Here is a 26,804-nt window from a genome sequence, read left to right as displayed (position 1 = left end):
GGTCCGCCCCACCTGGGGCGCGCCGGTTGCAGCGCATTACCTTTTTTCTCGCTGTCTGGAGATCGCCATGCGCGCCCTTTTTTACCCCCCTTACCGCCCAGCCCCATGCCTGCGGCCACCCCGCACCCGGCTGGCCTGTCTTGCCCTGCTTGCGCCGCTGTTCACCCCATGGATCGCGGTGCCCACCGCCTTTGCCCAAAGCCCCCACGCTGCCGCCCGTGCGGCCGACCCCGGTGCGGCCACGGCGCCACTGAGTCACCCCGCACCCCCAACCCCCACCGCCCTGGCCGAGCTGCCCACGGGGCAGGCCTGGCGGGACGCCCACCACGCGGTCGGCCAGTTCCCGCGCGGCCACGCCGACATCGTGGTGTGGGAGAAGCAGCAGGGCGCCACACCCACCCTGCCCCCATCCTCGTCCCACCAGCACAGTGGCGCTGAAGCGGCCCCCGGTGCAGCCCACAAGCCCATGCACCAGCACCACCGCAGCCACTACGGCGACCAGCCCATGCATGGGGGCAAGCCATGATTCGCCTACCCCACCTGCAGCGCTTGTCCACCCTCGCTGCAGCCCTCGCTCTCGCGGGCTGCGCCAGCGTGTCGCCCGACGGCCTGCGCGGCGACGTGGCTACGCTCACCCAGGGCCGCACCGGCGGCGTGCAGGCAGCCCTGCCCGCCACCGACCCCGCTGCCCGCGCCACAGCGCAGCAATCCATCGAAGGCTGGCTGGCTCAGCCCCTCACGCAAGATGCAGCCGTGCGCATTGCGCTGCTGAACAACCCCGGCCTGCAGGCCCGTCTGGCCGCGCTGGGCGTGGCCGATGCCGAACGGGTGCAGGCCATCACCCTGCCCAACCCGCACCTGAGCCTGGGACGCTTTGCCAACAGCCACGAGCGGGAGATCGAACGCACCCTGGCCTTTGGCCTCCTGGACCTCATCACCCTGCCCTGGCGAACCCAGCGCCAGGCCGAGCGCCTGCAGATCGCCACGCTGCAAGCCGCGCAGGACGTGGTGCTGCTGGCCGCCGACACGCGCCGCGCCTGGCTGCGTGCCGTGGCGGCCGAGCAGGTGGCCGCCACGCATGGGCGCATGGTGGAAGCCGCCGAGGCCGGTGCCGAGCTGGCCCGCCGCATGGTGCAGGTGGGCAACTGGAGCCGCCTGCGGCAGGCCCGCGAACAGGCCACGCTGCACGACGCCCGCAGCCAGCACGCCCGCGCCCGGCTGGCTGCCGCCACCGCGCGCGAGGAGCTCCACCGCCGCCTCGGCCTGTGGGGCTTGCAGACGCAGTACCAGTTGGCTGCCCAGTTGCCGCCGCTGCCCGCCAGCGCGCTGCCCGCAGACGGCATCGAAGCCACCGCCCTGCGCGAGCGGCTCGATGTGCAAGCCGCTCGCCGCCAGCTCGACACCCAGGCCGTGCGCCAGGGCTGGAGCCGCGCGGGCGCGGTGTTTGGCGACATCGGCCTGGCCTACAGCCGCAACACCACCACCGAGCGTGACAGCGGCCACCGCGAAATCACCCGGGGCTGGGAGCTGGAACTGCCCCTGCCCCTGTTCGACTGGGGCGGCGCCGCACGCACCCGCGCGCAGGCCGAGGTGGAGCAAAGCGCCGCCCAGCTGCAGGACACCGCCGTGCGCGCCCGCAGCGAGGTGCGCGCCGCCTGGCTGACCTACCGCACCGCCCTGGACCTGGCGCGCCAGCAACAGGCCGAAGTAGTGCCCCTGCGACAACTCATCAGCGACGAAACCACGCTGCGCTACAACGGCATGCTGGCCAGCGTGTGGGACATGCTGGCTGAAGCGCGCACCAGCACCCAGGCCGTGGCCAACGCCATCGAAGCGCAACGCGACTTCTGGCTGGCGGAGACCGACCTGCAACTGGCCCTCACCGGCACCTCGCCGGGCGCCCTGCAGGGCCTGACCTCCGGCGCCGCCGCCTCCACCACCCCACAAGGTCACTGAACCATGAACCGCCGCAATTTCTTCTCCGGCGCTGCCACGGCCGTGGCTGCCGCCTCCGTCAGCCGCGTGGCCCTGGCCGCACTGCCCGAGCCCGCAATGCAGTCCAGCGCCGACACCGCGCCGCCGCTGCACCCGCCCACGGGCCGCCCCTACAACCCCGTGGTCACGTTGAACGGCTGGACCGCGCCCTGGCGCATGAATGCAGGCGTGAAGGAATTCCACCTGGTGGCCGAGCCCGTGGTGCGCGAGGTGGCGCCCGGCTTCATGGTCAACATGTGGGGCTACAACGGCCAGAGCCCCGGCCCCACCATCGAGGTGGTCGAGGGTGATCGCGTGCGCATCTTCGTCACCAACCGCCTGCCCGAGCACAGCACCATCCACTGGCACGGCCAGCGCCTGCCCAATGGCATGGACGGCGTGGGCGGGCTCAACCAGCCGGCGATTCCACCGGGCAAGACCTTTGTGTACGAGTTCGTGGCGCGCCGCCCCGGCACCTTCATGTACCACCCGCATGCCGACGAGATGGTGCAGATGGCCATGGGCATGATGGGTCTGTGGATCACCCACCCCAAGGCCAGCCACCCGCAGATTGCCACCGTGCAGCGCGACTACGCGTTTTTGCTCAACGCCTTCGATGTGGAGCCCGGCAGCATGACCCCCAAGGTCAACACCATGCTGGACCACAACATCTGGTGCTGGAACAGCCGCGTGTTCCCCGCCATCAGCCCGCTGGTGGCGCGCCAGGGCGAGCGCGTGCGCATCCGCGTGGGCAACCTCACCATGACCAACCACCCCATCCACATCCACGGCCATGAGTTCGAGGTGACCGGCACCGACGGCGGCCCCGTGCCCAAAAGCGCGCGCTGGCCCGAGGTGACCACCGACGTGGCCGTGGGCCAGATGCGGCAGATCGAGCTGATCGCCGACGAACCCGGCGACTGGGCCCTGCACTGCCACAAGAGCCACCACACCATGGGCGCCATGGGGCACGACGTGCCCACCATGATCGGCGTGGATCACCGGGGCCTGGTCGGCAAGATCCAGAAGATCGTGCCCGACTACATGGTGATGGGGGAGCGCGGCATGGCCGACATGGGAGCGATGGAGATGCCCCTGCCGGACAACACCTTCCCCATGATGACAGGCACCGGCCCCTATGGCCCGCTGGAGATGGGCGGCATGTTCACCACCTTCAAGGTGCGTGCGGGGCTGGCGGCAGGCGACTACCGCGACCCCGGCGACTACACCCAGCCACCGGGCACGCAGGCCTACGAATGGCAAGGCGCCCCTGCCAGCACACCCCGCCCCGCGCGCACCACGGCGCCGGGCACCGCCCCAGGCGCGGCCAGCGCCCGCAAACCCGCCGCCAGCGGTCACCAACACTGAGACAGGACACACCATGAATACTATTAAATTGATAGCTATTTGCGCTTTACTAGCGGGCGGAAACGCCTCTTTTGGTCATGAAAACATGCCCCATCACAACCGCAATGCCCCCGTTGTGAAGGAGCAGAAGCCTTGGGGCATAGCAGGCGACACCCAGGCCGTGGCCCGCACCATCACCATCCGCATGACGGACGACATGCGCTTTACGCCCCGCCACATCGAAGTGCGCGAAGGCGAGACCGTGCGGCTGCGCGCCGAGAACAAGGGCCAGGTGCTGCACGAGATCGTGATCGGTACCAAGGCCGAGCTGGACGCGCACGCCGAGATGATGGTCAAGCATCCCGGCATGGAACACGACGAGCCCTATATGGCCCATGTGGGCGCTGGCAAGAAGGGCGACATCGTGTGGCAGTTCAACCGCGCCGGGAGTTTTGACTTTGCCTGCCTCATCGCGGGCCACTACCAGGCGGGCATGACGGGAACCATCACCGTTCGCCCGCGCAAGCCATGACCCGCCCCCATCCACGCAGGAATCACACCATGACCCCCACACCACGCACCACGCCTGCCCTGCCCACCCGCCGCCAATGGCTTGCCACCGCACTGCCGCTGGCGGGCGCAGGCCTGGCCATTGCCCTGCTGCCCTCCGCTGCCCGCGCCACCCCGCCCACAGCGGCCGCCACGCCCCTGGAGGTCTGGAAAGACCCGAACTGCGGCTGCTGCCAGGACTGGGTGGACCACATGCAGGCCAATGGCTTTGCCGTGAAGGTGCACGCCACCGGCAACAACGCGGTGCGCGCCCGCCTGGGCCTGCCGCAAAAACTGGGTTCGTGCCACACCGCGCTGGTCGGCGGCTATGTGGTCGAAGGCCATGTGCCCGCCAGCGACGTGCGCAAGCTGTTGCAGCAAAAGCCCAAGGCCCTGGGCCTGGCGGTGCCCGGCATGCCTGTGGGCTCGCCGGGCATGGACGGCGCCGTGTATGGCGACCGGCGTGATCCGTACGACGTGCTGCTGGTGGCCCACGATGGCAGCACGCGCGTATTCAACAGCTACAACAAGAAGGCATCGACATGAAGAAGACATTCCTCTCCATCCCGGTGGCGGCCAGCCTGCTCTTGCTGGGCACTGGGACCGCTTGGGCACAGGCACCTGCTGCAGCAGCCTCTGACAGCCACAGCAACCACCACACTGAAGCCACCGCAGCGCCCACACCGCAGGCGGATCTGAGCGAAGGCGAAATCACCCGCTGGGACCCGCGCACCCTGCGCCTCACCCTCAAACACGGAGAGATCAAGAACCTGGAGATGCCACCCATGACCATGGTGTTCCGCGTGGCAGACGCCAGCGTAGTCGGTGACCTGAAACCGGGTGACAAGGTGCGCTTTCGGGCCGAACAGGTCAGCGGGGCCTACCATGTCCAGCGGATCGAGAAAGCGCCCTGAAGCGGCTCCGCGCGCGGCACCGGGGCGCTGATACTGCGCAAGTGCCGCAAGGCGCCCGGGCACCATAATCAGCGGCCATGACTTCCTCCAACACACTGGCTGGCGACGCTGGCAGCATCACCCGCGTGGCCGGCATCGAGGTCGGCCACTTCACCGAAACCCGCCGCCCCACGGGCTGCACCGTCATCATCACCCGCGAGGGCGCCGTGGCTGGCGTGGATGTGCGTGGCGCCGCCCCCGGCACACGCGAGACGGACCTGCTGCACCCCTCCAACCTGGTGGACCAGGTGCACGCCATCATGCTCGCGGGTGGCAGCGCCTGGGGGCTGGACGCCGCCACGGGCGCTGTGCGCTGGCTGGAAGAGCGTGGTATCGGTTTTGACGTGGCCGTGGGCCGCCTGCCCATCGTGCCTGCCGCCGTGCTGTTCGACCTGCTGGTGGGCGACATGCGCGTGCGGCCCGATGCGGCAGCGGGCTACGCGGCGTGCGAGGCAGCCTCCACCGCCGACCCGGCCGAAGGCAACGTGGGCGCGGGCACCGGCGCGGCGCTGGGCAAGATCTTCGGCATCCAGCGTGCCATGAAGGGTGGCATCGGCACCGCCTCCGTCACCGTGGACGGCGTCACGGTGGGCGCCCTCATCGCCTGCAATGCGCTGGGCGATGTGATCGACCCGGACACGGCACAAGTCATTGCCGGAGCCCGCACCGACGACGGCCTGCGCCTGCGCGACACACGCCGCGCCCTGCTGCGCGGCGACCCGCCCCAGCCGCTGCTGGCGGGCACCAACACCACCATTGGCGTGGTGGCCACCGATGCCGTCATCACCAAGGTGCAGGCCCACCGCCTGGCCGTGGCCGCACACGATGGCCTGGCGCGCAGCATCAACCCGGTGCACACCATGTCCGACGGCGACACCCTCTTCAGCCTGGGCACGGGCCGCAGCGGCAAGAGCCTGGGCATGATGGTGCTGGCCACCATGGCGGCCGAGGCCACGGCCATCGCCACGGCCCGTGCGGCACGGGCAGCCCAGGCCATCACCACGGCCGAAGGCCTGTACCTGCCCGCTGCCGCCGACCTGCGGTAGGCCGGGACGATGGCATCGCCTTCGCGCTGAGCGCCACTTCCTCCCTATCCAGCCTCGGATCCAGCCGGGGCCATGGGCTTCTGCTTTGCGCCCACGCCTCCACACCTATCCAAAACCATCTGGGCGGCGGATACTGTGCGCAAAACAACCTTTGCGCATGTCGCTGTTCCGAGTTCAATCGGGGCATGGGGTGGTCTGCGGCGCTGCCGATACTCGCAATAGCTGCGGCTGTGGCCGTTTTTCCTCGCAGGCCTTTTCATGCACCGAGCGCGCATTCCCTGCGCGGTAAGCACCGAGGCCCCCGGTGCTTGCGCTACTTGCTACTTACTTGTTAGGAACATGTTCTCGATCTGAATCTAGCCAATTTTTTGAGGAGAAAAGCATGCGACTGTCGAATCTGCGAGTCGGTTTGCGCATGGGCCTGGGTTTTGGCCTTTTGCTGACATTGGTGCTGGCCATGGGGCTGTTTGCCGTGAACCGCGTCAATCGGGTGCAAGGCAGCGTGGAAGACCTTGCCACCAACTGGTTGCCCAGCACCCAGCAGTTGGCAGGCCTCAACGAAGCGCTCAATCAAATGCGCCGTGCCGAGCTGCAGGTGCTCCTGGGTGGCGGTGACAAAGCCCTGCAAGAAGAAAGCGCGCGCATAGACAAGCAGTGGACCCTGGTACCCAAGCTGCTGCAGGCCTACGCGAACACCCTGGACGACGACGCAGAGCGCAAGCTTTTTGACACCTTCAAAGCTGCGGTCGAACGCTACAAAGGCACCCAGAGCCAACTGCTGGCCCTGGTGCGGGACGGCAAGGGTGAAGAGGCCCTGGCGTACCTGCGGGGTGATTCACGGCAGGCATTTCGTGCAACCACCGACGCCATTGGCAAGCTCAACCAGCGCAACGATGAAGGTGTGGAAAAGGCACAGCAAAAAGGCACCGAGAGTTACCGCGCGGTGCTCTGGGGCATCTGGCTGATGGTTGCAGTGGCCTTGGCCCTCGGTGCCGCCATTGGCTGGGTGCTGACACGTTCGCTCACCATTCCTCTGAGTTTTGCGGCGGGCACGGCTGATCGCATCGCTGATGGCGACCTGACGGGCGAAGTGCATTCGTCGCGCGGCGATGAGTTGGGTGACTTGCTGCGCGCCCTTGCCCGCATGCAACAGGCCCTGAACGAATCCGTCACAAACGTGCGTCGCAGCGCCGACAGCATCGCGACCGCCAGTGAAGAGGTGAGCAACGGCGGGCAGGACTTGTCAGTACGCACCGAGGCGGCGGCCGCCAGCATCGAGGAGACATCTGCAGCGCTGCAGCAAGTCACCGAAACAGTGCGCCACAGCTCAACGTCTGCGCAGCAGGCTCACCAGTTGGCGTCGGCAGCTTCGACAGTGGCTGTCAGGGGCGGTGAAGTGGTGGCACGTGTGGTGAGCACCATGGACGGCATTCAATCCTCATCGCGCAAGATTGGAGACATCATTGGCGTGATTGACGGCATTGCGTTTCAGACCAACATCCTGGCCTTGAATGCAGCCGTGGAAGCGGCACGGGCCGGCGAGCAGGGGCGCGGGTTTGCGGTGGTGGCAACCGAGGTGCGAACGCTCGCGCAGCGCAGCGCGCAGGCAGCGCGGGAGATCAAAGAGCTGATATCAAGCTCGGTTGACCAGGTGGAAGGCGGGGCGCAGTTGGTCGGCGAAGCTGGCCGAACAATGGATGAAGTGGTGGGCTCGGTACAGCAGGTAAGCCATTTGATTGGCGAAATCGCCAGCGCCATCAAGGACCAGACCCAGAGCGTGGTCGAGGTCAACACCGCCATCTCTCAACTGGACAGCATGACCCAACAGAATGCCGCACTGGTGGAGCAATCTGCAGCGGCGTCTGAGTCGCTGCGCGATCAGGCCGGGCGGTTGATCGAGGTCGTGGCACGCTTCAGACTCAAGGCCGGTTGAGCCGGGAAAAATGCCCTTCAGCCATCCTGTCAATGGATGGGGGATTGGGGCCGTCCCTTCTGACTAGCCCGACGACCCGGCCAGCAGTTCCACCACTCGCTTGGCGCGGCGATGCCCCAATGGAAATGGCATTCAGGAGCGCAGCGCATGGCTCGCGGGATCCTTTGTGCGCGGTCAAAAAAACCTTGACTGGACTGGAAAGGCGCTCAACATCAATGACCACGCCACAGCCCCGGCGGGAACGCGCCGTGGCGCCCTGCGCGCCCTGCGCGACCTGTGAGCATGTGGCTGCTGGCTCACAAAAGCTTGAGAACGTGGCGCTTCAGCCCACAAAAGTGCATCATCGTTACCACCAGTTGGAGGGCCTATCGCATGAATGTCCTGCAAAACCTGAGCATCAAGGCGCGTCTTGGCATGGGCTATGTGGTTATCACCGGTGCTTTGATCCTGGTGGCTGCCATGGGGCTGCATGGGGAGGCGAAGACGCAGGAGAGCCTGGACAACCAGGTCAATCACCTGAATGTGGTCAAAAGCCTGGGCAACCAGGTGCTGGATGCGGCCAACGCACGCGCCATCTCGGCCCGCAACCTGATGATTGCCGGGTCGAAGGAAGATGCCGCCGCCGAACTCCGGCTCATCGGGGCGGCGCACGACAGCATGGGGCGGGCACTCAAGAGCGTGGAGGAAGCCCTCCAGACCGCCCCACCCGAAACAGCCCCTTTGCGCAGCCTGCTGGCCCAGATCAAGGAGACGGAAGCCGCCTATGGGCCGATCGCGCTGGAGATCACTCGGCTGGGCAGCCAGGGCGAGAAGGACGTGGCAATCCAGAAGATCAATGCGGAATGCCGCCCCCTGCTGACCAAGCTGGTGGGCAACATCGGCGCATTCCTGGCCGAGAGCGACGCCATCAGCAAACGGGCCAGCGAGCAGTCGATGCGCCAGTTTGAATCGCTGCGCCTGCAACTGATTGCGCTGAGTGTGGCGATGGTGGTGTTTGCCTGCGTACTGGGCATCGCCACCATGCGCTCCATCGTCAGGCCCCTGAGCGAGGCCAGTCGGGCCACGCAGGAGTTTGCGCAGGGCAATCTGGCAACGCCGCTGGTGGCGCAGGGCAAGGACGAAATCGCCACGGTGGTTGCCTCGATGGAGGCCATGCGCCAAAGCCTGTCGAACCTGGTGGCAGGGGTGCGCCAGGGGTCGGAGAGTGTCTCCAGTGCCAGCGCCGAGATCGCGCAGGGCAACCAGAACCTGTCGATGCGCACCGAGCAACAGGCCAGTGCGCTGCAGCAAACCGCGGCGTCGATGGAACAGCTGGGCTCGACCGTGAAGCAGAACGCGGACAACGCGGTCAATGCCAACCGGCTCGCGCATTCGGCCTCGACCGTCGCGCAGCAGGGGGGCGAAGTGGTGGCCATGGTGGTGGCCACCATGAAGGACATCAACGACTCCAGCCGCAAGATCAACGACATCATCAGCGTGATCGATGGCATTGCGTTCCAGACCAACATCCTCGCGCTCAATGCCGCCGTGGAGGCCGCGCGCGCAGGCGAGCAGGGCCGGGGCTTTGCCGTGGTGGCCAGCGAGGTGCGCAACCTGGCCCAGCGCAGCGCAGCGGCGGCCAAGGAGATCAAGCAGCTGATTACAGAGAGCGTGGGCCGCGTTGAGCATGGCACCGCCCTGGTGGACAAGGCAGGCCAAACCATGACCGAGGTGGTGGCCAGCATCCGCAATGTGACGCACATCATGGGCGAGATCAGCGCTGCCAGCTCTGAACAGAGCGCGGGGGTCACGCAGGTGGGTGAAGCGGTCACGCTGATGGACCAGGCGACGCAGCAGAATGCCGCACTGGTGGAGGAAATGGCGGCAGCCGCATCGAGCCTGCGCGGGCAGGCTGACGACCTCGTGAAGGCCGTGGCGGTCTTCAGGATTCACGGCAGCGGGTCGGCACTGCTGCTCAAATGAGCAGACGACCAGACGACCAGACGAGCAGGCGCTGCTGAAAACCCGGCGCACGTTCGCAAAGGATTGGGTGGCGCTACTGCGGTTGGGAGGGCGGTGCCACGCGCAGCCCCGCCAGCAGTTCCTCCAAGGGCATTGCGCGGGCGAACTTCCAGCCCTGGGCCTGGCGCACGCCCCGCGCAATCAGGAAGTCCACCTGGTCCTGCGTCTCCACGCCCTCGGCAATCAGCGCCAGTTGGAGCGTGTGGGCCATTTCGATGATGTGGGTGGTGACCGGGCTGATGGCGGCCTGCGCCCCGATGCTGGCGATGAAGATGCGGTCGATCTTGAGGGTGTCGATGTCGATGGACTCCAGCATGGACAGGCTGGAGTAGCCCGTGCCGAAGTCATCCAGCGCAATCGACGCCCCGATCTGCCGCGCCGCCTGCAGCGCGGGCCGCGCGGCCTCGATGTTCACCAGCCCCCGCTCGGTGACTTCGAGCATCAGCGCGCCTGCCGGAAACTCCATGGCACTGAAGCGCCGCTGCAGGTACTGCACGGGTCCGTCGGCCACCAGGTCCTGGGGCGAGAGGTTCAGGCTCACATGAAAGCCCGGGCGGGCCTTGAGCAGCTCCGGCAGGTCGGCGAGCACCACGTCGATCACGTAGCGTGTGATGGGAGCGATGACCCCGGCCTTCTCGGCTTCAGCAATGAACTCGTCGGGTGGTACCAGGGTGCCGTTGCGGCGGCGCCAGCGCAGCAGCGCCTCGGCACCCACCCATTGGCCGGTCTGCAGATCGACGATGGGCTGGTAGAGGATGAAGAACTCGCGCCGACGCAGGGCTGTCCGCAGCCGCACACGCGGCGACAGTTGCCACCGAGTGAGCACTGCCACGCCCAGCGCAAACAGGGCGCTGGCCACCAGGCCCAGCGGCGCCAGAATCAGCGCCTGAGCCCAGAGCCCGCCGTAGGCCTGGGCCTTGGGGGCTGCGGCAACGGCTGCGATGTTGTTGTCTTTCGATGCCCGGAAGACAATGTGGTGGGTATCGCTTTCGACCTGGCTGCTGGCATCGGGGGTGTACAAAGCCAGCCACTGCGCATCCAGCGGACCCTTGGACCGTATCAGCGCCTGCGGCGTGCTGATCAACAACCCCAGCGAGACATCGGCGTGAAGCACCGGCATGTCGATCACGATGCCGGGGTGGATGATTACCGCGTGGCCGTTGCGGGCGTAGATGTTGAAGGGCTGATCAGGCGCAAAAGGCAGGCGGGCACCGATCCAGCTCGAAATTCCGGTGGCGGTGACCATGTGGTTGCCGGTGAGCGGCACCAGGTCGCTGCCCTGCGTGAGCGTGCTGCAGACCAGGGTGCCATCCATCACCGAACCCATGCCTTGCAGGTAAAACGAGGTGCCCACGAGCTGCTGCATGCGCGTGAGGCTGGCCTGGCTGCAGGGTGCGTGCGGGTCCCTGTCCAGGTCATTGAGCGCAGCCACCAGCTGCTGGCGCGACGCTACGCCGCGCCGCAGAACCTCGTCTGCCAGCGAGGTCAGGTAGGTGATCTGGTCGTTCTTGGCCTGGCGATGGGCCACCCACAGCGATGCTGCAATGGGGATCAGCGCCGCCAGCAGCAGTGGGATGGAGGCAACGACATAGAAGCGTTTCATCGGACACGGCAGTGGTTGGAGGTGACACAGGCAGACACAGTCCTGCCCTGGCGCGGTGCCATCATGCACGAACCGGCGCCGTGGGGCCAACGGGATTTCAACCGATGGCGCGAACAACAACCCAACGCGGTGGCTGCAGGCCATCCTATGATGCAGACAGCGGGTGGTGCCCTGCAGCGAGCCCTGCCAGCCCCCGCCCCTTATCGCAACGAGGAGAGAAACCATGAAAGACCCGGCCTTTCGGAAACCAGCGTGGCTGCTGTGCCTGCCATTGCTCATGAGCGTCCAGGCGGTGCAGGCGCAGGACCAGGTGGTGGATCTGCAGTCCAGCGGCGGCTACACCTCCTACCGCCTGGCGGACGATGTGACCCAGGTGGACCTGGTGGAACAAACCCAAGGCGCCTGCCGCTTCAACCGCACCTGGGGCTACGACCTGACCAACCGCGAGCTGTGGACCAACGGCGGCTGCGGCGGTCGCTTCAAGGTCACGCGCAGCTACGCCCCCGGCAACAACGGTGGCTCCAACGCCGGAGCAGCCGTGGCGGCGGTCGCCGCCATCGCGGGGATTGCCCTGCTGGCCAACCACAACCGGCACGACCACGACCAGCGCCCCGAGTACCCGGATTACCCCCACCAAGGTGGCGACTGGGGCCGCGAGATCCGTGCGGGCGGCGGCCTTTGCCTGGATGTGCGCGGCGGCAAGTTCCAGCCCGGCACTACGCTGCAGGTGTACGAATGCAACGGCACGGCGTCGCAGCGATTCGCAGTGGGTCGTGGCGGTGAGATCCGGGTGCGCGACCTGTGCGTGGACGTGGACCGGGGCGACCCGCGCGATGGCGCACGGGTGGTGCTGTGGTCCTGCTCGGGCTCGCGCAGCCAGAGCTGGTCCACCCGGGGCGGGCAGGTCGTGAGCCAGCTCACCGGCAAATGCCTGGATGTGGAGGCCGGTCAGGTTCGCCCGGGCGCGCACACCATGATCTGGCCCTGCAACCGCAGCCCCAGCCAGCGCTGGTGGTGGTAAGGAGCGCGTGATGATGATGATGAAAAATACCGTTCACCGCATCTGCGCAGTCACCTGCGCTCTGGCCTCGCTGGTCCTCCTGGCGGCTGCCCCCGCAGCCTACGCAGCCGATGCCCCCGTGACCTCTCCCACCACACCGGCCCGGCCCGCCAAAGCGGGCCCCAAACAGGCCGCCAGGCCCCTCGCCGACCGCCTCCAGGCCATTTGCTCATCGGCCGACTTCAACCACGATGGAAATGTGTCGCTGGACGAGTTTCACCAGGACATCGTGCAGAGCTGGCACAGCCTGGGGCCCGATGCACAGGGCTATGTGCACTTGGCTCAACTGAGCCAGGTGCCCCGCATCGGCAAGGGCGCGCTGCGGCGACTGGCCGCAGCCGACAAGGACGCAGATGGCAAGCTGTCCTTCTCCGAGGTGGTGCAGGCGCGCATGGCCTTTTTCGAAGCCGCTGACGGCAACCAAGACGACCTCTTGTCACTGCAGGAGTGCATTGCGTACGAGCGCCAGCGGCGGAGCCAGCCACAGTAAACCGTGGGCAAAGGGCGGCCGGCTGTCTAGCCACCCCGTGGCCCGCACAACCTTGCTGGTACCAGCAGGGGTTGAGGTGGCAAGGATTCCTGCCTGCCACACACTCCACGGCCCGGGATAATCGACAGCGCCGCCGAACAGACTTTCTGCAGGTGGGGCTGGGGCATCCTTGCAGCCTTGGCCCAAGTGCCGCGCCGCCCCTGCCCCACTGCCTTTGAGATCTTCATCCCTATTCCATGTCCCAGGCCCTTCGCAACACCCTGCTTTCCCTGCGCGATCTGATCGTTTCCGCCGGCCCGCTCGCTTTTCTGGCCGTGGGGCTGCTGGTGCTGGCCTACTGGTGGCTCAACCCCAATCCACCCAAAACCGTGACCCTGGCCACAGGGCCCGCGCAAAGCGCTTACGAGGAGTTTGGCAAGCGCTACCAGAAGGCACTCGCAGCGGACGGGATCGAGGTGACGCTGCTGCCCAGCGAGGGCTCATCTCACAACCTGCAATTGCTGCGTGAAGGCAAGGCGGATGTGGCCTTTGTGCAAGGCGGAACCGCCGAACTCCTGCCCGACGATCCCGACGAACTGGTGTCACTGGGCAACCTGTTTGTGGAGCCTGTCTGGCTGTTTTACCGCACCGAAACGGCACAGCGCATGTACAACACGCCCCGGCTCGATGGTCTGCGGCAACTGCGTGGCCTGCACGTGAATGTCGGTTCGCAGGGAAGCGGTGTACCCACGCTGATGGAACGCCTGCTGGAGGCCAACAAGGTCGAGCGGGGGGCCGTCAAGCTCTCGCGGCTGGACCAAACCCCGGCCACCGTGGACTTCCTGGCGGGCAAGCTGGACGCGCTGGTGTTCGCATCGGCCCCCGAATCCCTGATGGTGCAGATGCTGCTGCAAACCCCCGGAGTCCAGTTGTTGGACTTCGCGCAGCACGAGGCCTATGCACGGCGCTTCCCGTTCCTGACGCCGGTCACCCTGCCGCGCGGCGTGGTGGACCTGGCCAGCAATGTGCCGGTGAGGGACGTGCGATTGGTGGCGTCCACCACCTCGCTGCTCGCCCGCGAGGGCACCCACCCGGCTTTGTTCACGCTGTTTGCGCAAAATGCCCAGAAGCTGCACGGCGGCGCCGGCTGGTTCAACCGTGCACGCGAGTTCCCCAACGCGCGCAACAGCGAATTGCCCATTGCAAAAGAAGCCGATCGCGCCATGAACGAGGCCGTGCCCATGCTGCAGCGCTATCTGCCGTTCTGGATTGCCAACCTGATCGAGCGCATGTGGCTGGTGCTGGGTATTCTGCTGGCGATCATGCTGCCGCTGTCGCGCATCGTGCCGCCGCTGTACCAATTCCGCGTGCGCTCGCGCGTGTTCCGCTGGTATGGCCGCCTGCGCGAGATCGAGAGTGACATGGAAACCGGCAGGGCCAACACGGCCGAGCTGCTCAAGGCCCTGGCCGCACTGGAAGCCCAGGCCGAAAAAGTGAGCGTCCCCCTCTCCTATGCCGACGAGCTGTACGCACTGCGCAACCACATTCACCTGGTCCGCAAAAAACTCCTTCGGGTGTCGGAGGCGGGAGAACCCAGGCCACTTCCCGAGGCAGCAGTTCCCTGAACGCAGGAAACCAGGCCGGGTGGATCAGCGGCTTTTGGAGGACTTGGAGCCCGACGAGGGCGAGAGAGGGGCCGACTTGGACAGTGGCGCCATCTTGGAGCTGGACGCTGGCCGTGCGCCGGAGGACCGGCCATCGGACGGTCTGCGCTCCGCGCCTGCGGCATCGGCTGAGCGGCTGGCCCCCTTGGGTGGAAGTGCAGGCACCACGCGCAGAGCCCCCTCCTGCGCCAGCTTGTCCCGCATCCGCCGCGTCATGGACTGGGTACTGGCATCTGGGGCGGTGAACAGGAACAGCGTGCCATGGGGACTAGACCAGGTGAGCTGCGTGCGCACCACACGCCCGTTGGTCACCAACTCCACCCAGGCACCGATCACAAAATCGGCGTAGGGGTCGGGCAGCTCCACGGGCGGGGTGCTGCTGCCCTCGGCCTCTTCGGGCGCCACGGGCTGCGCTTCAACGGCACTGGCCTCAGGGGGCGTCTCCACCACAGGCTCTGGCGCGACGACGGGCGCGGGCTTTTCAAAAGCCTCCTGGTGCAAACCCACCAGGCGCTGGAGCAAGGCACTGGTCTGGACCGCCGGGTAGTTGATGGTCTTGAGGCCCTTGCGCAGCTTGGCGAGCAGCCCGGGGATGGCCTCATTGAGCCGGTCCGGCTCTTGCCGTGTCAAGTCCGGCTGGGCACTCCAGAGCAGCACGGGCACCAGCGCCAGGTAACCCCCCGGGTCGTCCTTGCCGCCGTCGCTGTTCATCACCTGGGCCAGGGCAATCACGTCAGCCCAAGGGCCTGCGGCAAAGTCAAGAATGTCGGCGGGTACCTGCTCCAGGTCAGGCAGCTTGCGGATATCGGCCGCCACTTTTTCAGCCAGCAGTTCCCGCTGCTCGGCATGCAGACGGGCTTTCTCCTCGGCCTCCTGCTCTGCCTTGATTTTCTGTTCTTGCTTGTCCCAGGCCGACTGCAGGGCCTTGAGCACGGTATCGAAAGGACCCGCGTCCTTGATCTCGTTGGTGGACAGGTGCTCGACGGCTTCCGTGACCAAGCGCATGAAACGGCTGAATCCCTGATCCGTCTCGGCAGTAAAGGCCAGGCTGCGCTGGGTCAGCTCGTCAAGCAGGCGACGTGCGGGATGGGTGCCATCGGTAAAAAAACGCCCATCGTGGTGCACCAGTTGCTTGAGAGCGGGCTCCAGGCTCTTGACCGCCAGCTGGACAGGAGGCAATAAACGCGCATCCTGCGCAATGTTCGCCATCATGCGCCCCACCACCTCCACCGCCATGGCGGTGGACTGCGTCGCAGCCTCCATGGGCATGGAGGCATACACCACCGGCGCTACCCCTGGGCCACGCCAGCCGGACAAGGGCACCGGCAATGAGCCGCCCTGGCTGCTGGCACCACCCGCCAGTCGCCCCACCAGCCGCTCCAGCTGGGCCATGTCTTCGATGGCCTCGGCAGCCGCTCCCGAGGGGAAGTAAGCCCCGGACAGCGAAGACTGCGCACTGGCCGCGCCTGCGCGGGGATCCACCCACCCGGGCTGCCCAGCCACAGGTTGCGCAACCACGGCCCCATAACCCGGGGCGGCAAACGGATCACCCCCGGCCAGCATCTGGCGCAGGATGCCCACCGTGAGCAGGGCTTCTTCAGCCGCATCGACCGCTGCCGACACGGGCACTTGCTGGGAATCTCCACTCCAGCCCGTGGACGGCCCCACGCCCCGGCCATAGCCGGTGTTGCCGTAGTCGCCCATGGGAGCGTTCATGGAGTGGCCATAGCCCGAGTATCCGGTGCCATAGCCTGTTCCAGGACCGCCGTAGGCCTGCCCGTAGCCCGTGCCCGGGCCGCTGTTGCGGCCGCCACCCGATGGCGTACCCAGCACGGCATAGCCCACAGGCTGGACACCATGCTCGCGCAGGCTCTTGGCGGTGTTTTTGTATTCTTCTACGAGCAGCTTGCCCAGCAAGTCCCGCATGTGCTGCATCCAGAGCTGCCGGACTTCGGGGGACACGCCCGTATCGCTGACCACCCGCTGCAGGGCCCGTATGTAACTTTCGGGGCGCAGCGGGTTTCGCTCGGGCTGCACGCTGCGCAACCCCTGTGCCGCGCTGACCAGGGTATTGAGTTCAGCCAATACAGCATCGGTGGCATGCAAGGCCGATTGCTGGGCCTTGGAGAGTTCCACCTGCGCCAGCATCTCGTTTTCGTCCATGAGCGACAGCTCACCGAAATCCATCCCGGTGTCGTCGGCAGAACTGCGCCCCTTGGTAACGGCAGGCCCTTCCGCAAATATCTCCAGCAGGGCCATGGGATAACCCTTGACCAGCGCAGCCTCATGCTGATTGAGGTAGCGCAGGCTGTCACTGATCAGGTTGCGCTGCTGGATGCCGACGCTGCCCGTCTCCTCCTCCGCCAAGGCCCCTTGGGTGACCTTGACCAGCTGCTGCATCAATGCCTCGCCCCCGCGCACGGCGTTGACGACACAGGCACGAAACACGGTTCTCGTACGAGACGCAGGCTGGGACATGGTGGGGAGGAGTCGGCGAACAGGTTTCCAGTTGCAATCCTACTTGACCTGAAGGCTGGATTCAGGTCTTTGAACCGCCTACCGGCGGCTTATTTCAGGGCTTTGTAACGCATCCGCTTGGGTTTGGCCCCCTCTTCACCCAGACGCTTCTTCTTGTCGGCCTCGTACTCCTGGTAATTGCCGTCAAAGAACGTCCACTGGCTGTCACCTTCGGCCGCCAGGATGTGGGTGGCGATACGGTCCAGGAACCAGCGGTCGTGGCTGATTACCAACACTGTGCCAGCGTATTCCAGCAGCGCATCTTCCAGGGCACGCAGGGTTTCCACGTCCAGGTCGTTCGAGGGTTCGTCCAGCAGCAACACGTTGCCGCCTGCGATCAGGGTCTTGGCCAGGTGCAGGCGGCCGCGCTCACCACCGGAGAGCATGCCCACCTTCTTCTGCTGGTCGCCGCCGTTGAAGTTGAAGCGACCGCAATAGGCGCGGCTGGCCATCTGGAACTTGCCGATGTTGATCATGTCCAGCCCGCCAGACACGTCTTCCCACACCGTCTTGTCGTCCGACAAGGCATCGCGGTGCTGGTCCACAAAGGCCATCTTCACCGTGGCGCCGATCACCACTTCGCCGCTATCAGGCTGCTCGCGGCCCGCAATCAGCTTGAACAGCGTCGATTTACCGGCCCCGTTCGGGCCGATGATGCCGACGATCGCGCCCGCCGGGATGGTCATGGACAGGTTATCGATGAGCACGCGGTCGCCAAAGGACTTGGTGACGTTGTGGAACTCGATCACCTGGGTGCCCAGGCGGTCGGCCACAGGAATGAAGATTTCCTGCGTTTCGTTGCGCTTTTGGTATTCGTAGTCGGAGAGTTCCTCGAAGCGGGCAATGCGCGCCTTGCTCTTGGCCTGGCGGCCCTTGGCGTTCTGGCGCACCCACTCCAATTCCTTCTTCAGAGCCTTGGCACGGGCTTCTTCGCCCTTTTGCTCGGACTCCAGGCGGGCCTGCTTCTGGTCCAGCCAGGTGCTGTAGTTGCCCTTGTAGGGAATGCCGTAGCCACGGTCCAGTTCGAGAATCCACTCGGCCGCGTTGTCCAGGAAGTAGCGATCGTGGGTGATGGCCACCACGGTGCCGGGGAAGCGGTGCAGGAACTGCTCCAGCCAGTCCACCGACTCGGCATCCAAGTGGTTGGTGGGTTCGTCAAGCAGCAGCATGTCGGGCTTGGACAGCAGCAGGCGGCACAGCGCGATGCGGCGCTTTTCGCCACCGGACAGCAGGCCGATCTTGGCCTCCCAGGGCGGCAGTCGCAGGGCGTCGGCGGCGATCTCGAGCTGGTGCTCGGAATCGGTGCCAGCCGTGGCGATCACGGCTTCCAGGCGGGCCTGCTCGGCGGCCAGGGCGTCGAAATCGGCATCGGGCTCGGCATAAGCGGCGTACACCTCTTCGAGCTTTGCCTTGGCGGCAAACACTTCGCCCATGGCCTCTTCCACGCTCTCGCGGACGGTGTGCTCGTTGTTGAGCTGGGGTTCCTGGGGCAGGTAGCCGATCTTGATCCCGGGCATGGGGATGGCTTCGCCTTCGATTTCCTTGTCCACGCCGGCCATGATCTTGAGCAGGGTGGATTTGCCCGAGCCGTTCAGGCCCAGCACGCCAATCTTGGCGCCGGGGAAGAAGCTCAGGGAGATGTCTTTCAAGATCTGCCGCTTGGGCGGCACGGTCTTGGAGACGCGGTTCATCGAATAAACGTATTGGGCCATTGGGTTCTAACCTGGGGAATGGGGCAGAAGAATTTCTGCGTTCAAATGCCGATTATCGGGCCATGCGACAATATGCCCCGCGACGGGCTCCAGTTGCCCGCTGCATCAGCACACTGCTGGGGACGAAAGAAGCACCCTGCTTCCGGGCTCCCAATCCTGAACCTCATCGGCTTGAGACTGGCTCGGCAACCCCCGGTTGCACGACAGGCCGATACCCAGCGCCCCGGACGGGCGCATCCAAAGACATGACATTTGACGAACTGAACCTGGCTCCTGCCATCCTGAAGGCCGTGCACGAAACGGGCTACGAGACCCCCACGCCCATTCAGGCCCAGGCCATTCCCGCTGTTCTGGAAGGCCACGATCTGCTGGCCGGCGCCCAGACAGGCACTGGCAAGACCGCCGCGTTCACCCTGCCCATGCTGCACCGCCTCTCGCAAGGCACGGCCCCCAAGAACAAGTTCGGCGGCAAGGGCATCCGCGCCCTGGTGCTGACACCCACCCGTGAACTGGCTGCCCAGGTGGAAGAATCCGTACGCGAATACGGCAAGTACCTCGACATCAACTCCACCGTCGTCTTTGGCGGCGTGGGCATGAACCCACAGATCGACCGCATCAAGCGCGGCGTGGACATCCTGGTGGCCACCCCGGGCCGCCTGCTGGACCTGCAGCAGCAGGGCTTCCTGGACCTGTCCACCGTGGAAGTGCTGGTGCTAGACGAAGCCGACCGCATGCTGGACATGGGCTTCATCCACGACGTGAAGAAGGTGCTGGCCCTGGTGCCCAAGGACAAGCAGAGCCTGCTGTTCTCGGCCACCTTCAGCGACGAGATCCGCGATCTGGCCAACACCCTGCTCAAGAACCCGCAAAGCATCCAGGTCACCCCCCGCAACACCACGGTGCAGCGCATCACCCAGGTGATCCACCCCGTGGGCCGTGGCAAGAAGAAGCAGGTGCTGCTGCACATCATCCAGCAGCACAACTGGAGCCAGGTGCTGGTGTTCACCCGCACCAAGTTCGGCGCCAACAACGTGGCCGAGTTCCTGACCAAGAACGGCGTCTCGGCCATGGCCCTGCACGGCAACAAGAGCCAGAGCGCCCGCACGCAGGCCCTGGCAGGCTTCAAGAGCGGTGACATCCGCGCGCTGGTGGCGACCGACATCGCTGCGCGCGGCATTGACATCGACGACCTGCCCCATGTCGTGAACTACGAAATCCCGAACGTCTCGGAAGACTACGTGCACCGCATTGGCCGCACTGGCCGCGCGGGCGCAACCGGTGAAGCCGTGAGCCTGGTCTGCATGGACGAAGAAGGCTTCATGATGGAGATCGAGCGTTTCACCAAACAGCAGATCCCCGTGCAGGTCATCGAGGGCTTTGGCCCCGAACCCGGAGAGAAGGCTGAGCCCATTGCCATGGGCCGCCAGACCATCTGGGGTGGTGCAGGCAAGCCTCCGAGCCGTGACGTGATGCAGGCAGCTGCCAAGGCCGCCCGCAGCGAGATGATGGAACGCATCCGCACCAACAAAGCCAGCCAGGGCGGCGGTGGTGGCGAGCGCGGCCCCCGCCCTGCCGGTGGCGGCAATGGCGGCGGCCGTGGTGGGCGCGCCGGTGGCGGTGCAGCAGCGAATGGCGGCGGCAACGGCCCACGTGGCGGCCGTGCCGGTGGTGGTGGCCAGGGCGGCGGCGCGCGCGCCGGTGGGCAGGCCCCTGCACGCGGTCGCTCCGGCGGCGGTGGTTACGAGGGTGGCGGCAATCGATATGACGACTCGCAACCCCCACGCGCCAATGCCCACCTGGGTACACACTCGGGCCACAGCAACCCCGGCAACCGCCACTCAGGCCATTCGGCCGGTGGGCAGCCTGACCCCATGCGCACCAGCGTAGACAGCATGGGCGGCGGTGGTCGCCGTGGTGGTGGCGGTTATCGTGGCGGCAACGGTGGAGGTGGCGGCTATGGCGGCGGCAATTCTGGTGGCCGGGGCAACGGGCCTCGTGGGTCGGGCGGTCCTCGCGGCTCTTTTAACCGCTGACACCACCCCGTCGAGGGGCCATGCAGCGACGCCAGCGACCGCTGCAGGCACCTCGCCGCCTCTTTCGGAAGACCCCCAGGGCACAGCAGCCACCATCCACGTGCTGCATGCCCGGGACCGGCGCCCTCCGGCGCTGGCCCACCCTCGGCTGCAACTGCACGCAGTCGATTTTTCCGACCTGCCCGCATTGCCTGCGGTGGACCATGTCTATATCACCCTGGGCACCACCATGGCGGCAGCAGGCAGCCAAAGCGCTTTTCGCAAGGTGGACTACGACGCGGTGATGGCCACCGCCCGGGCCGCACGTGCCGCAGGCGCAAGCCGCTGTGGCGTGGTAACCGCCATGGGCGCAAACGCGCACTCACGCATCTTCTACAACCGCGTGAAGGGCGAGGTCGAGCGCGACCTGCAGGCCCTGGGCTTTGCCACCCTGGTCATTGCCCGCCCCTCTTTGATGATCGGCGAGCGCCAGGCTTTGCAGCAGACCGCACGCCCGGCCGAATCTCTCTCGATCCAGCTCTTCAAATGGCTGGACCCGCTCATTCCTGACAACTACCGCGCCCGCCCCGGCGCCGATGTGGGGCGTGCGCTGGTCCATGCCGTACAGTCAGGCCCGCCCGGGCTGCAGGTGCTGTCGGGCCGCGCGCTACAGCAGCCTTGACGCCTGCCCGGCCCCAGCGCTTGAAGGCTGCCCCGCGAGTTTTTACCCCCAAGGACTCCCCGACTCCTCTGCCCATGCGCCCCAACGACCCGCCCCAGCCCTTGGCCACCCTGATGGTGGCCACCTGCAATGTGTTGAACCTGGCCAACCCTGGGCGCATGTTCTATCAAAACCAGGACCCCTACAGCGCCGCAGAGTTCGAGCGCAAGCTCAACTGGCTGGGGGAGCGCCTGCGCATGCTCAACGCCGATGTGCTGGCGGTGCAGGAGGTCTGGGACGAAGCCGCCTTCAAGGGCGCCCTGGGCCGCAGCGGGCTGCGCTACGACTTTGTGGCCGTCCCCGGGGCCGAGAACGACGCCGAGCGCCATGGTGCGCAAGGCACACCCCGCGTGGGCATTGCCACGCGGCTCAAGGTGGAAGCCCTGCAGTCTTTTCCTGACTTTCCCCCAGACCTCCAGGTGGAGGTGCCCGGTCTGGGACCACACACCCGCTTCGAGCGCCCGCCCCTGGTCGCCACACTGCGCATGAAACATGGTCAGACCCTCAATGTGCTGACCGCTCACCTCAAGTCCAAACGCCCCAAGTTCCTGCAGGATGCGCAGGGCAACCCCACGGAGGACCGCGACGACCACAAGGTGATGGCACTGGCCTCACTGCGCTCGCTGGTCATGCGGGGCTCCGAAGCCATGGCTCTGCGCTGTCTGATCATCGACCTGCTGCACCGCACCAACATCCCGCTGGTGGTGCTGGGCGACTTCAACGACACACCCGACAGCGTGACCACGCAGCTCATCTGCGCTACCAACGAGATCGCCTACGACCGGTCGGCCAGGGATGTCGCCCTGTTCAACGCCTATGACCTCCAAGGCGAAGCCACGCTGAAAAAGGACGTGGCGTATTCGCACATCCACCAAGGCTCCCCTTCCGTGCTCGACCAGATCCTGGTAAGCGAAGAGTTCATGGCCACCGGGCGCAACAGCGTGGGCGATGTGCGCCGGGTCGACTACTTCAACGACCACCTGCACGAAGGCCGCGACCGCACCCGATCCGACCACGGGTTTGTGCGTGCGCTGCTGCGGCTCAAGATGCCGCCTGCAACACCACAATCACCACCCTAGCCATCGCCACAAGACCATTCGGCCTGGAGCGCAGGCCTCTCGCCATGTCAACCAGCGCATTGCAACGGGATGTACGCCGATACAGCTGGGCACAACTGCACAGGTAACATCAACGCCACTGACGCCCCCCAGCGAGGATCCCTTGGCAGAAAACCCATGACCATGCACCCATCTCTTCGCCGCACGCCCCTTGCAGGGACAGACACCGCCCGCCCCATCACGGCTTCTTTGCGGGCCATGCGCTGGGCAACCTCTGCCACCCTCGCTGCCCTGCTGCTCACGGCCTGCGGCAGCACACCGCTGCCCCCCTGGCCCTCCACTCCAGCCGCCCAACGGCCGACTGCGCCAGCCCCGCTGCCGCGCACGCAGCAGGGCACGGTGGTGCCTGCGCCGCTGGGCCAGCAGCAGCTGGCACCACAGCAGCCGCCACAGCGCGCAACCGTGGTGTCCACCCCCCTGCCCCCGGCTGCGCCGCTGGTGGTGCAGAACGAAGGCCCCATGGCGCCGCCTTACAGCGCTGCCGTGGCCGCACGTTTTCCCAACCCGCCGATTTCCTACAACACGCCAGGGCTGGGGCAGGATCGCCGGGCCTTCACCACCAATGCCGAACTCGGCCAGTGGCTGCGGTCCCTGGCGGATGCAGCCCCCCGTGGCGCCACCCGCACCAAGCTGCTCAACATCGGCACCTCGCAGCGCGGTGAGCCCATCCAGGGGTTGCTGCTCACCCGCGCAGCAGGCACAGACCCTGCCAGCCTGGACAACAGCGGCCGCCCCACGGTGGTGCTGATCGGCCAGCAGCATGGTGACGAGCCCGCAGGCAGCGAAGCCTTGCTTGTCATCAGCAGCGAGCTGGCCCAGGGACTGCTGGAGCCTCTGCTGGACCGCATCAACGTGGTGGTGGTGCCCCGCGCCAACCCCGATGGCGCCGAGGTCGGCACCCGTGTCACGGCCAATGGCACGGACATGAACCGCGACCACCTGCTGCTCAACACCCCCGAGGCCCGCGCGCTGGCCCGGGTCATCAACGACTACCGTCCCATCCTGGTGGTGGATGCCCACGAATACACCGTGGTCGGCCGCTACCTGCAGAAGTTCAACGCCATCCAGCGCTACGACGCCCTGCTGCAGTACACCACCACGGCCAATTACCCCGAGTTTCTGACCAAGGCCTCGCAGGAGTGGTACCACCAGCCCATGGTAGCCGCGCTCAAGGCCCAGGGCATCGCCAGCGACTGGTACTACACCACCTCGACCAACCTGGAAGACAAACGCATCTCCATGGGCGGCACGCAGCCCGACACGGGGCGCAATGTTCATGGCCTCAAAAACACCGTCAGCCTGCTCATCGAGACACGCGGCGTGGGCATTGGCCGCATGCACATCCAGCGCCGTGTGCATTCACAGGTCACAGCCATCTCCAGCGCCCTGCGTAGCACGGCCGAGCGGGCCGCCAACCTGGAGCAGGTACGCTCTTTTGTCACCCGGGACGTGAGTGCCCAGGCCTGCCGTGATCAGGTGGTGGTGGAAGCTGCAGCCACCCCCACGCAGCGGGACCTGGACTTTCTGGACCCGGAGACCGGTGCAGACCGCACCATCCGCGTGGACTGGAACTCGTCGCTCACCCTGCGGACCACCAAGTCCCGCGCCCGACCCTGCGGGTACTGGCTGGCAGCGGGCTCCACAGCGGCGGTTGAGCGCCTGCGGCTGCTGGGTCTGCAAGTGATGCGTGTGGCCGAACCCGGCGCCATGCTGGCCGAAACCTACCGGGAAACCGCGCGCGAAACCGGCGACCGCCAGGACGTGATTGGCACCATTGCAGGTGGCACCGGCATCGTGCGTGTCCAGGTGTCCACCGTGCGCAGCGCCGTGGATGCCCCGGCGGGCAGTTTCTATGTGCCGCTGAACCAGCCCCGCGCCAACCTGGCCGTGGCCGCGCTGGAGCCAGACACGCAGAACAGCTACTTTGCCAACCGGATGATCGAAGACCTGGGCCAGTTGGCACGCGTCATGGCCACGCCCGCCTTGGTGTTTGAAGAAACCGAGTAATTCATAGACCGCGCCCCAACGAAGGGGCACGGCACCCTCGGCCGCTGCTGCTGCAGGGCAGATCGCCTGCGCAGAGAGGGCCTGCGGTCACCGCAACGTGCAGGTGCCCCGGTGGTGGCGAGAGGTGTTTGATGGCCGACATGGCCAGCCCGCTTTTTGGCAGACCCGCCAGCCACTTGCGGGCCGTTTCAAAACAGGTGCAGACACTCTGGGTGATCCCGGAAAACGCGACACCATGATATTGCTATATATTTAATAGCAATAAATTCTTTATGGTAGCGCGCAGAGACTTGTTTTGCTTGGATCACACCGGTCCATGCAGGGGGGCAGGACCGGTGGAGCGCACCTGCCGCGCCCGGGACCGCTCCAGCACATGGTGCGACATCAGCTGAGCCAGCGCATCTTCGGCCAGAAACACCACGGTGCCATCACACTCCTGCACCAGCCTGCGCGCCTCGTCCTCGCTGTGGCTGCGCACCACGGTCTCGATGGCGGGGTTCAACGTGACCGCCGTGGCAATGATCTGGCGCACGTTGAGAGAGTCGGGCGTGGCAATCACCAGCATGGCGGCACGGGCGATGTGTGCCTGGATCAACACGGCGGGCTCCACCGCATCGCCGAACACGGCGGCAATGCCCTCCGCCCGCAGCGACTCCACCAGTTCACGGTTCTGCTCGGCCACCACAAACGGAATGTCGTGAGCGGCCAGGGCACTCGCCACGCGCCGCCCCACCCGGCCATACCCCACCAGCACCACCTGGCGGGCAAGATACCGCGAATCCGTGCTCATCGGCAGCTCGGCCAACGGGTCATCGCGCTGCTCCAGCCGGCGCGCCCAGGCCGAGCGGGCCCGCAGCCAGTCCTGCAGCGGCGCAATCGCATGAAAGAGCAAGGGGTTGAGCGCCATCGAAATCAGCGCCCCTGCCAGCACCAGGCTGGCGCCTTCGGGCGGCAACAGGCCCAGCGTTGCCCCCAGGGCCACCAGGATGAATGAAAACTCGCCAATCTGCGCCAGGCTGGCCGACACCGTGAGCGCCGTGTTGAGCGGGTAGCGGAACGCCAGCACCAGCGCAGCCGCCGCCAGCGTTTTGCCCACCATGATGATCGCCACCACCGCCAGCACCTGCAAAGGCCGCTCCCACAACACGGCAGGGTTGAACAACATGCCCACCGACACAAAAAACAGCACGGCAAAGGCATCGCGCAGTGGCAGAGACTCGTGCGCGGCCCGGTGGGCAAATTCGGATTCACGCATCACCATGCCGGCAAAAAAGGCACCGAGCGCAAACGACACACCAAACAACGCGGCCGAGCCGAATGCAATCCCCACCGCCGCTGCCACCACGCACAGGGTGAAGAGTTCGCGCGAACCGGTGCGCGCCACCTGCCACAACACCCAGGGGAACAAGCGGCGCCCCACCAGCAGCATCAAGGCCACAAAGCCGCCGACCTGGAGCAGCGTCCAGCCCACCGTACGCCCCAGTTGTGCGGCGTCCAGCTCCGCGCCAGCGCTGTTCCCCAGCCACCCGGCCAGAGGGGGCAACAGCACCAGCACCAGCACCATGGCCAGGTCTTCCACCACCAGCCAGCCCACGGCAATGCGGCCGGTGTAGCTGTCCAGAATGCCCAGCGTCTCCAAGGCCCGCAGCAACACCACCGTGCTCGCCACCGACAATGAGAGCCCCAGCACCAGTGCCCCGCCCAGGCTCCATCCCCACCAGGTGGCCAATGCCGTGCCCAGCGCCGTGGCCACCATCATCTGCACCACCGCTCCGGGGACGGCAATCTTGCGCACCGCCAGCAGGTCCCCCAGCGAGAAATGCAGGCCCACGCCGAACATCAGCAGCATCACACCAATCTCGGCCAACTGACTGGCCATGGCCGCATCCGCCACAAACCCCGGGGTGAACGGCCCGATCGCCACCCCAGCCAACAGATAGCCCACCAGCGCCGGCAAACGCAGACGTGTTGCCAGAAAACCCAGCGCCAGCGCCAGCCCAAGGGCTGCGGCGATGGTGTGGATAAGGGAAACGCTGTGCGGCATGGGGATGTGTGCTGGAGGGGAGAGCGCCTCGTGCGCCCGCGCATGGCCTCGTTATAACCGCATCCCCCCCTGCA

General features: G+C 66.3%; 20 protein-coding genes. 16 read left to right on the top strand and 4 right to left on the bottom strand.

Annotated features, from left to right (window positions below):
• Window positions 1-67 precede the first annotated feature (67 nt).
• The 9 genes from CBY09_RS07165 (at window position 68) to CBY09_RS24215 (ending at window position 9,764) form a co-directional block, all read left to right on the top strand.
• Window positions 68-526 (top strand): hypothetical protein, encoded by a 459-nt coding sequence (locus CBY09_RS07165; RefSeq protein ID WP_094287800.1) that lies wholly within the window; start codon window positions 68-70, stop codon window positions 524-526.
• On the top strand, window positions 523-1,956 hold the full coding sequence (locus tag CBY09_RS07160) for a TolC family protein (protein WP_094287798.1): 1,434 nt from the start codon (window positions 523-525) through the stop codon (window positions 1,954-1,956). Before CBY09_RS07165 ends, CBY09_RS07160 begins: the two co-directional genes overlap by 4 nt.
• 3 nt (window positions 1,957-1,959) lie before the next feature.
• Window positions 1,960-3,342, top strand: coding sequence for a multicopper oxidase family protein (locus tag CBY09_RS07155; protein ID WP_094287796.1), 1,383 nt, complete (start codon window positions 1,960-1,962; stop codon window positions 3,340-3,342).
• Window positions 3,343-3,355: 13 nt separating this feature from the next.
• Window positions 3,356-3,853, top strand: coding sequence for a cupredoxin domain-containing protein (locus tag CBY09_RS07150; protein ID WP_094287794.1), 498 nt, complete (start codon window positions 3,356-3,358; stop codon window positions 3,851-3,853).
• Between the two features lie 29 nt (window positions 3,854-3,882).
• Window positions 3,883-4,416, top strand: a complete 534-nt coding sequence (locus CBY09_RS07145) for a DUF411 domain-containing protein (RefSeq protein WP_094287792.1) — start codon at window positions 3,883-3,885, stop codon at window positions 4,414-4,416.
• Window positions 4,413-4,784 (top strand): copper-binding protein, encoded by a 372-nt coding sequence (locus tag CBY09_RS07140; RefSeq protein ID WP_094287790.1) that lies wholly within the window; start codon window positions 4,413-4,415, stop codon window positions 4,782-4,784. Before CBY09_RS07145 ends, CBY09_RS07140 begins: the two co-directional genes overlap by 4 nt.
• A gap of 77 nt (window positions 4,785-4,861) precedes the next feature.
• Window positions 4,862-5,869 (top strand): P1 family peptidase, encoded by a 1,008-nt coding sequence (locus tag CBY09_RS07135; RefSeq protein ID WP_094287788.1) that lies wholly within the window; start codon window positions 4,862-4,864, stop codon window positions 5,867-5,869.
• 382 nt (window positions 5,870-6,251) lie between these two features.
• Window positions 6,252-7,802, top strand: a complete 1,551-nt coding sequence (locus CBY09_RS07130) for a methyl-accepting chemotaxis protein (protein ID WP_094287786.1) — start codon at window positions 6,252-6,254, stop codon at window positions 7,800-7,802.
• Between the two features lie 372 nt (window positions 7,803-8,174).
• Window positions 8,175-9,764, top strand: coding sequence for a methyl-accepting chemotaxis protein (locus CBY09_RS24215; protein WP_205734104.1), 1,590 nt, complete (start codon window positions 8,175-8,177; stop codon window positions 9,762-9,764).
• A gap of 73 nt (window positions 9,765-9,837) precedes the next feature.
• On the opposite strand, the gene CBY09_RS07120 is transcribed toward CBY09_RS24215, so the two are convergent.
• Window positions 9,838-11,406, bottom strand: coding sequence for an EAL domain-containing protein (locus CBY09_RS07120; RefSeq protein ID WP_165773871.1), 1,569 nt, complete (start codon window positions 11,404-11,406; stop codon window positions 9,838-9,840).
• Between the two features lie 223 nt (window positions 11,407-11,629).
• Here CBY09_RS07120 and CBY09_RS07115 point away from each other — a divergent pair, with 223 nt between their 5' ends.
• The 3 genes from CBY09_RS07115 (at window position 11,630) to CBY09_RS07105 (ending at window position 14,560) form a co-directional block, all read left to right on the top strand.
• Window positions 11,630-12,427, top strand: a complete 798-nt coding sequence (locus CBY09_RS07115; protein ID WP_094288106.1) for a lectin — start codon at window positions 11,630-11,632, stop codon at window positions 12,425-12,427.
• Between the two features lie 10 nt (window positions 12,428-12,437).
• Window positions 12,438-12,956 carry an EF-hand domain-containing protein gene (locus tag CBY09_RS07110; protein WP_240515607.1) on the top strand — a complete coding sequence of 173 codons (519 nt, stop codon included), beginning with the start codon at window positions 12,438-12,440 and terminating at the stop codon, window positions 12,954-12,956.
• A 236-nt stretch (window positions 12,957-13,192) separates the two neighbouring features.
• Window positions 13,193-14,560, top strand: a complete 1,368-nt coding sequence (locus tag CBY09_RS07105; RefSeq protein ID WP_094287782.1) for a TAXI family TRAP transporter solute-binding subunit — start codon at window positions 13,193-13,195, stop codon at window positions 14,558-14,560.
• A gap of 24 nt (window positions 14,561-14,584) precedes the next feature.
• Here CBY09_RS07105 and CBY09_RS07100 read toward each other — a convergent pair whose 3' ends face one another.
• Window positions 14,585-17,077, bottom strand: a complete 2,493-nt coding sequence (locus tag CBY09_RS07100; protein WP_094287780.1) for a DUF1631 family protein — start codon at window positions 17,075-17,077, stop codon at window positions 14,585-14,587.
• Between the two features lie 89 nt (window positions 17,078-17,166).
• Window positions 17,167-18,828, bottom strand: coding sequence for an energy-dependent translational throttle protein EttA (gene ettA, locus CBY09_RS07095; protein WP_094287778.1), 1,662 nt, complete (start codon window positions 18,826-18,828; stop codon window positions 17,167-17,169).
• Window positions 18,829-19,073: 245 nt separating this feature from the next.
• On the opposite strand from ettA, the gene CBY09_RS07090 reads away from it, so the two are divergent.
• The 4 genes from CBY09_RS07090 (at window position 19,074) to CBY09_RS07075 (ending at window position 24,686) form a co-directional block, all read left to right on the top strand.
• Window positions 19,074-20,861, top strand: a complete 1,788-nt coding sequence (locus tag CBY09_RS07090; protein WP_094287776.1) for a DEAD/DEAH box helicase — start codon at window positions 19,074-19,076, stop codon at window positions 20,859-20,861.
• A gap of 100 nt (window positions 20,862-20,961) precedes the next feature.
• A complete protein-coding gene (locus tag CBY09_RS07085; protein WP_240515606.1) occupies window positions 20,962-21,522 on the top strand; it encodes a Rossmann-fold NAD(P)-binding domain-containing protein in 561 nt (186 codons plus the stop codon).
• 74 nt (window positions 21,523-21,596) lie between these two features.
• The gene (locus CBY09_RS07080) at window positions 21,597-22,640 is read left to right on the top strand and encodes an endonuclease/exonuclease/phosphatase family protein (protein ID WP_094287772.1); all 1,044 of its coding nucleotides are present in this window, start codon (window positions 21,597-21,599) and stop codon (window positions 22,638-22,640) included.
• Window positions 22,641-22,796: 156 nt separating this feature from the next.
• Window positions 22,797-24,686, top strand: coding sequence for a M14 family metallopeptidase (locus CBY09_RS07075; RefSeq protein ID WP_205734103.1), 1,890 nt, complete (start codon window positions 22,797-22,799; stop codon window positions 24,684-24,686).
• A 304-nt stretch (window positions 24,687-24,990) separates the two neighbouring features.
• Here CBY09_RS07075 and CBY09_RS07070 read toward each other — a convergent pair whose 3' ends face one another.
• Window positions 24,991-26,730: a cation:proton antiporter domain-containing protein gene (locus tag CBY09_RS07070; RefSeq protein WP_094287770.1), complete on the bottom strand. Its 1,740-nt coding sequence runs from the start codon at window positions 26,728-26,730 to the stop codon at window positions 24,991-24,993.
• Window positions 26,731-26,804 lie beyond the last annotated feature (74 nt).

Origin of the sequence: Acidovorax kalamii, from assembly GCF_002245625.1 — a bacterium.
Lineage (GTDB): Bacteria > Pseudomonadota > Gammaproteobacteria > Burkholderiales > Burkholderiaceae_C > Acidovorax > Acidovorax kalamii.
Note: the sequence above shows the minus strand (reverse complement) of the source record. Positions and strands in the feature narration are given on the sequence as shown.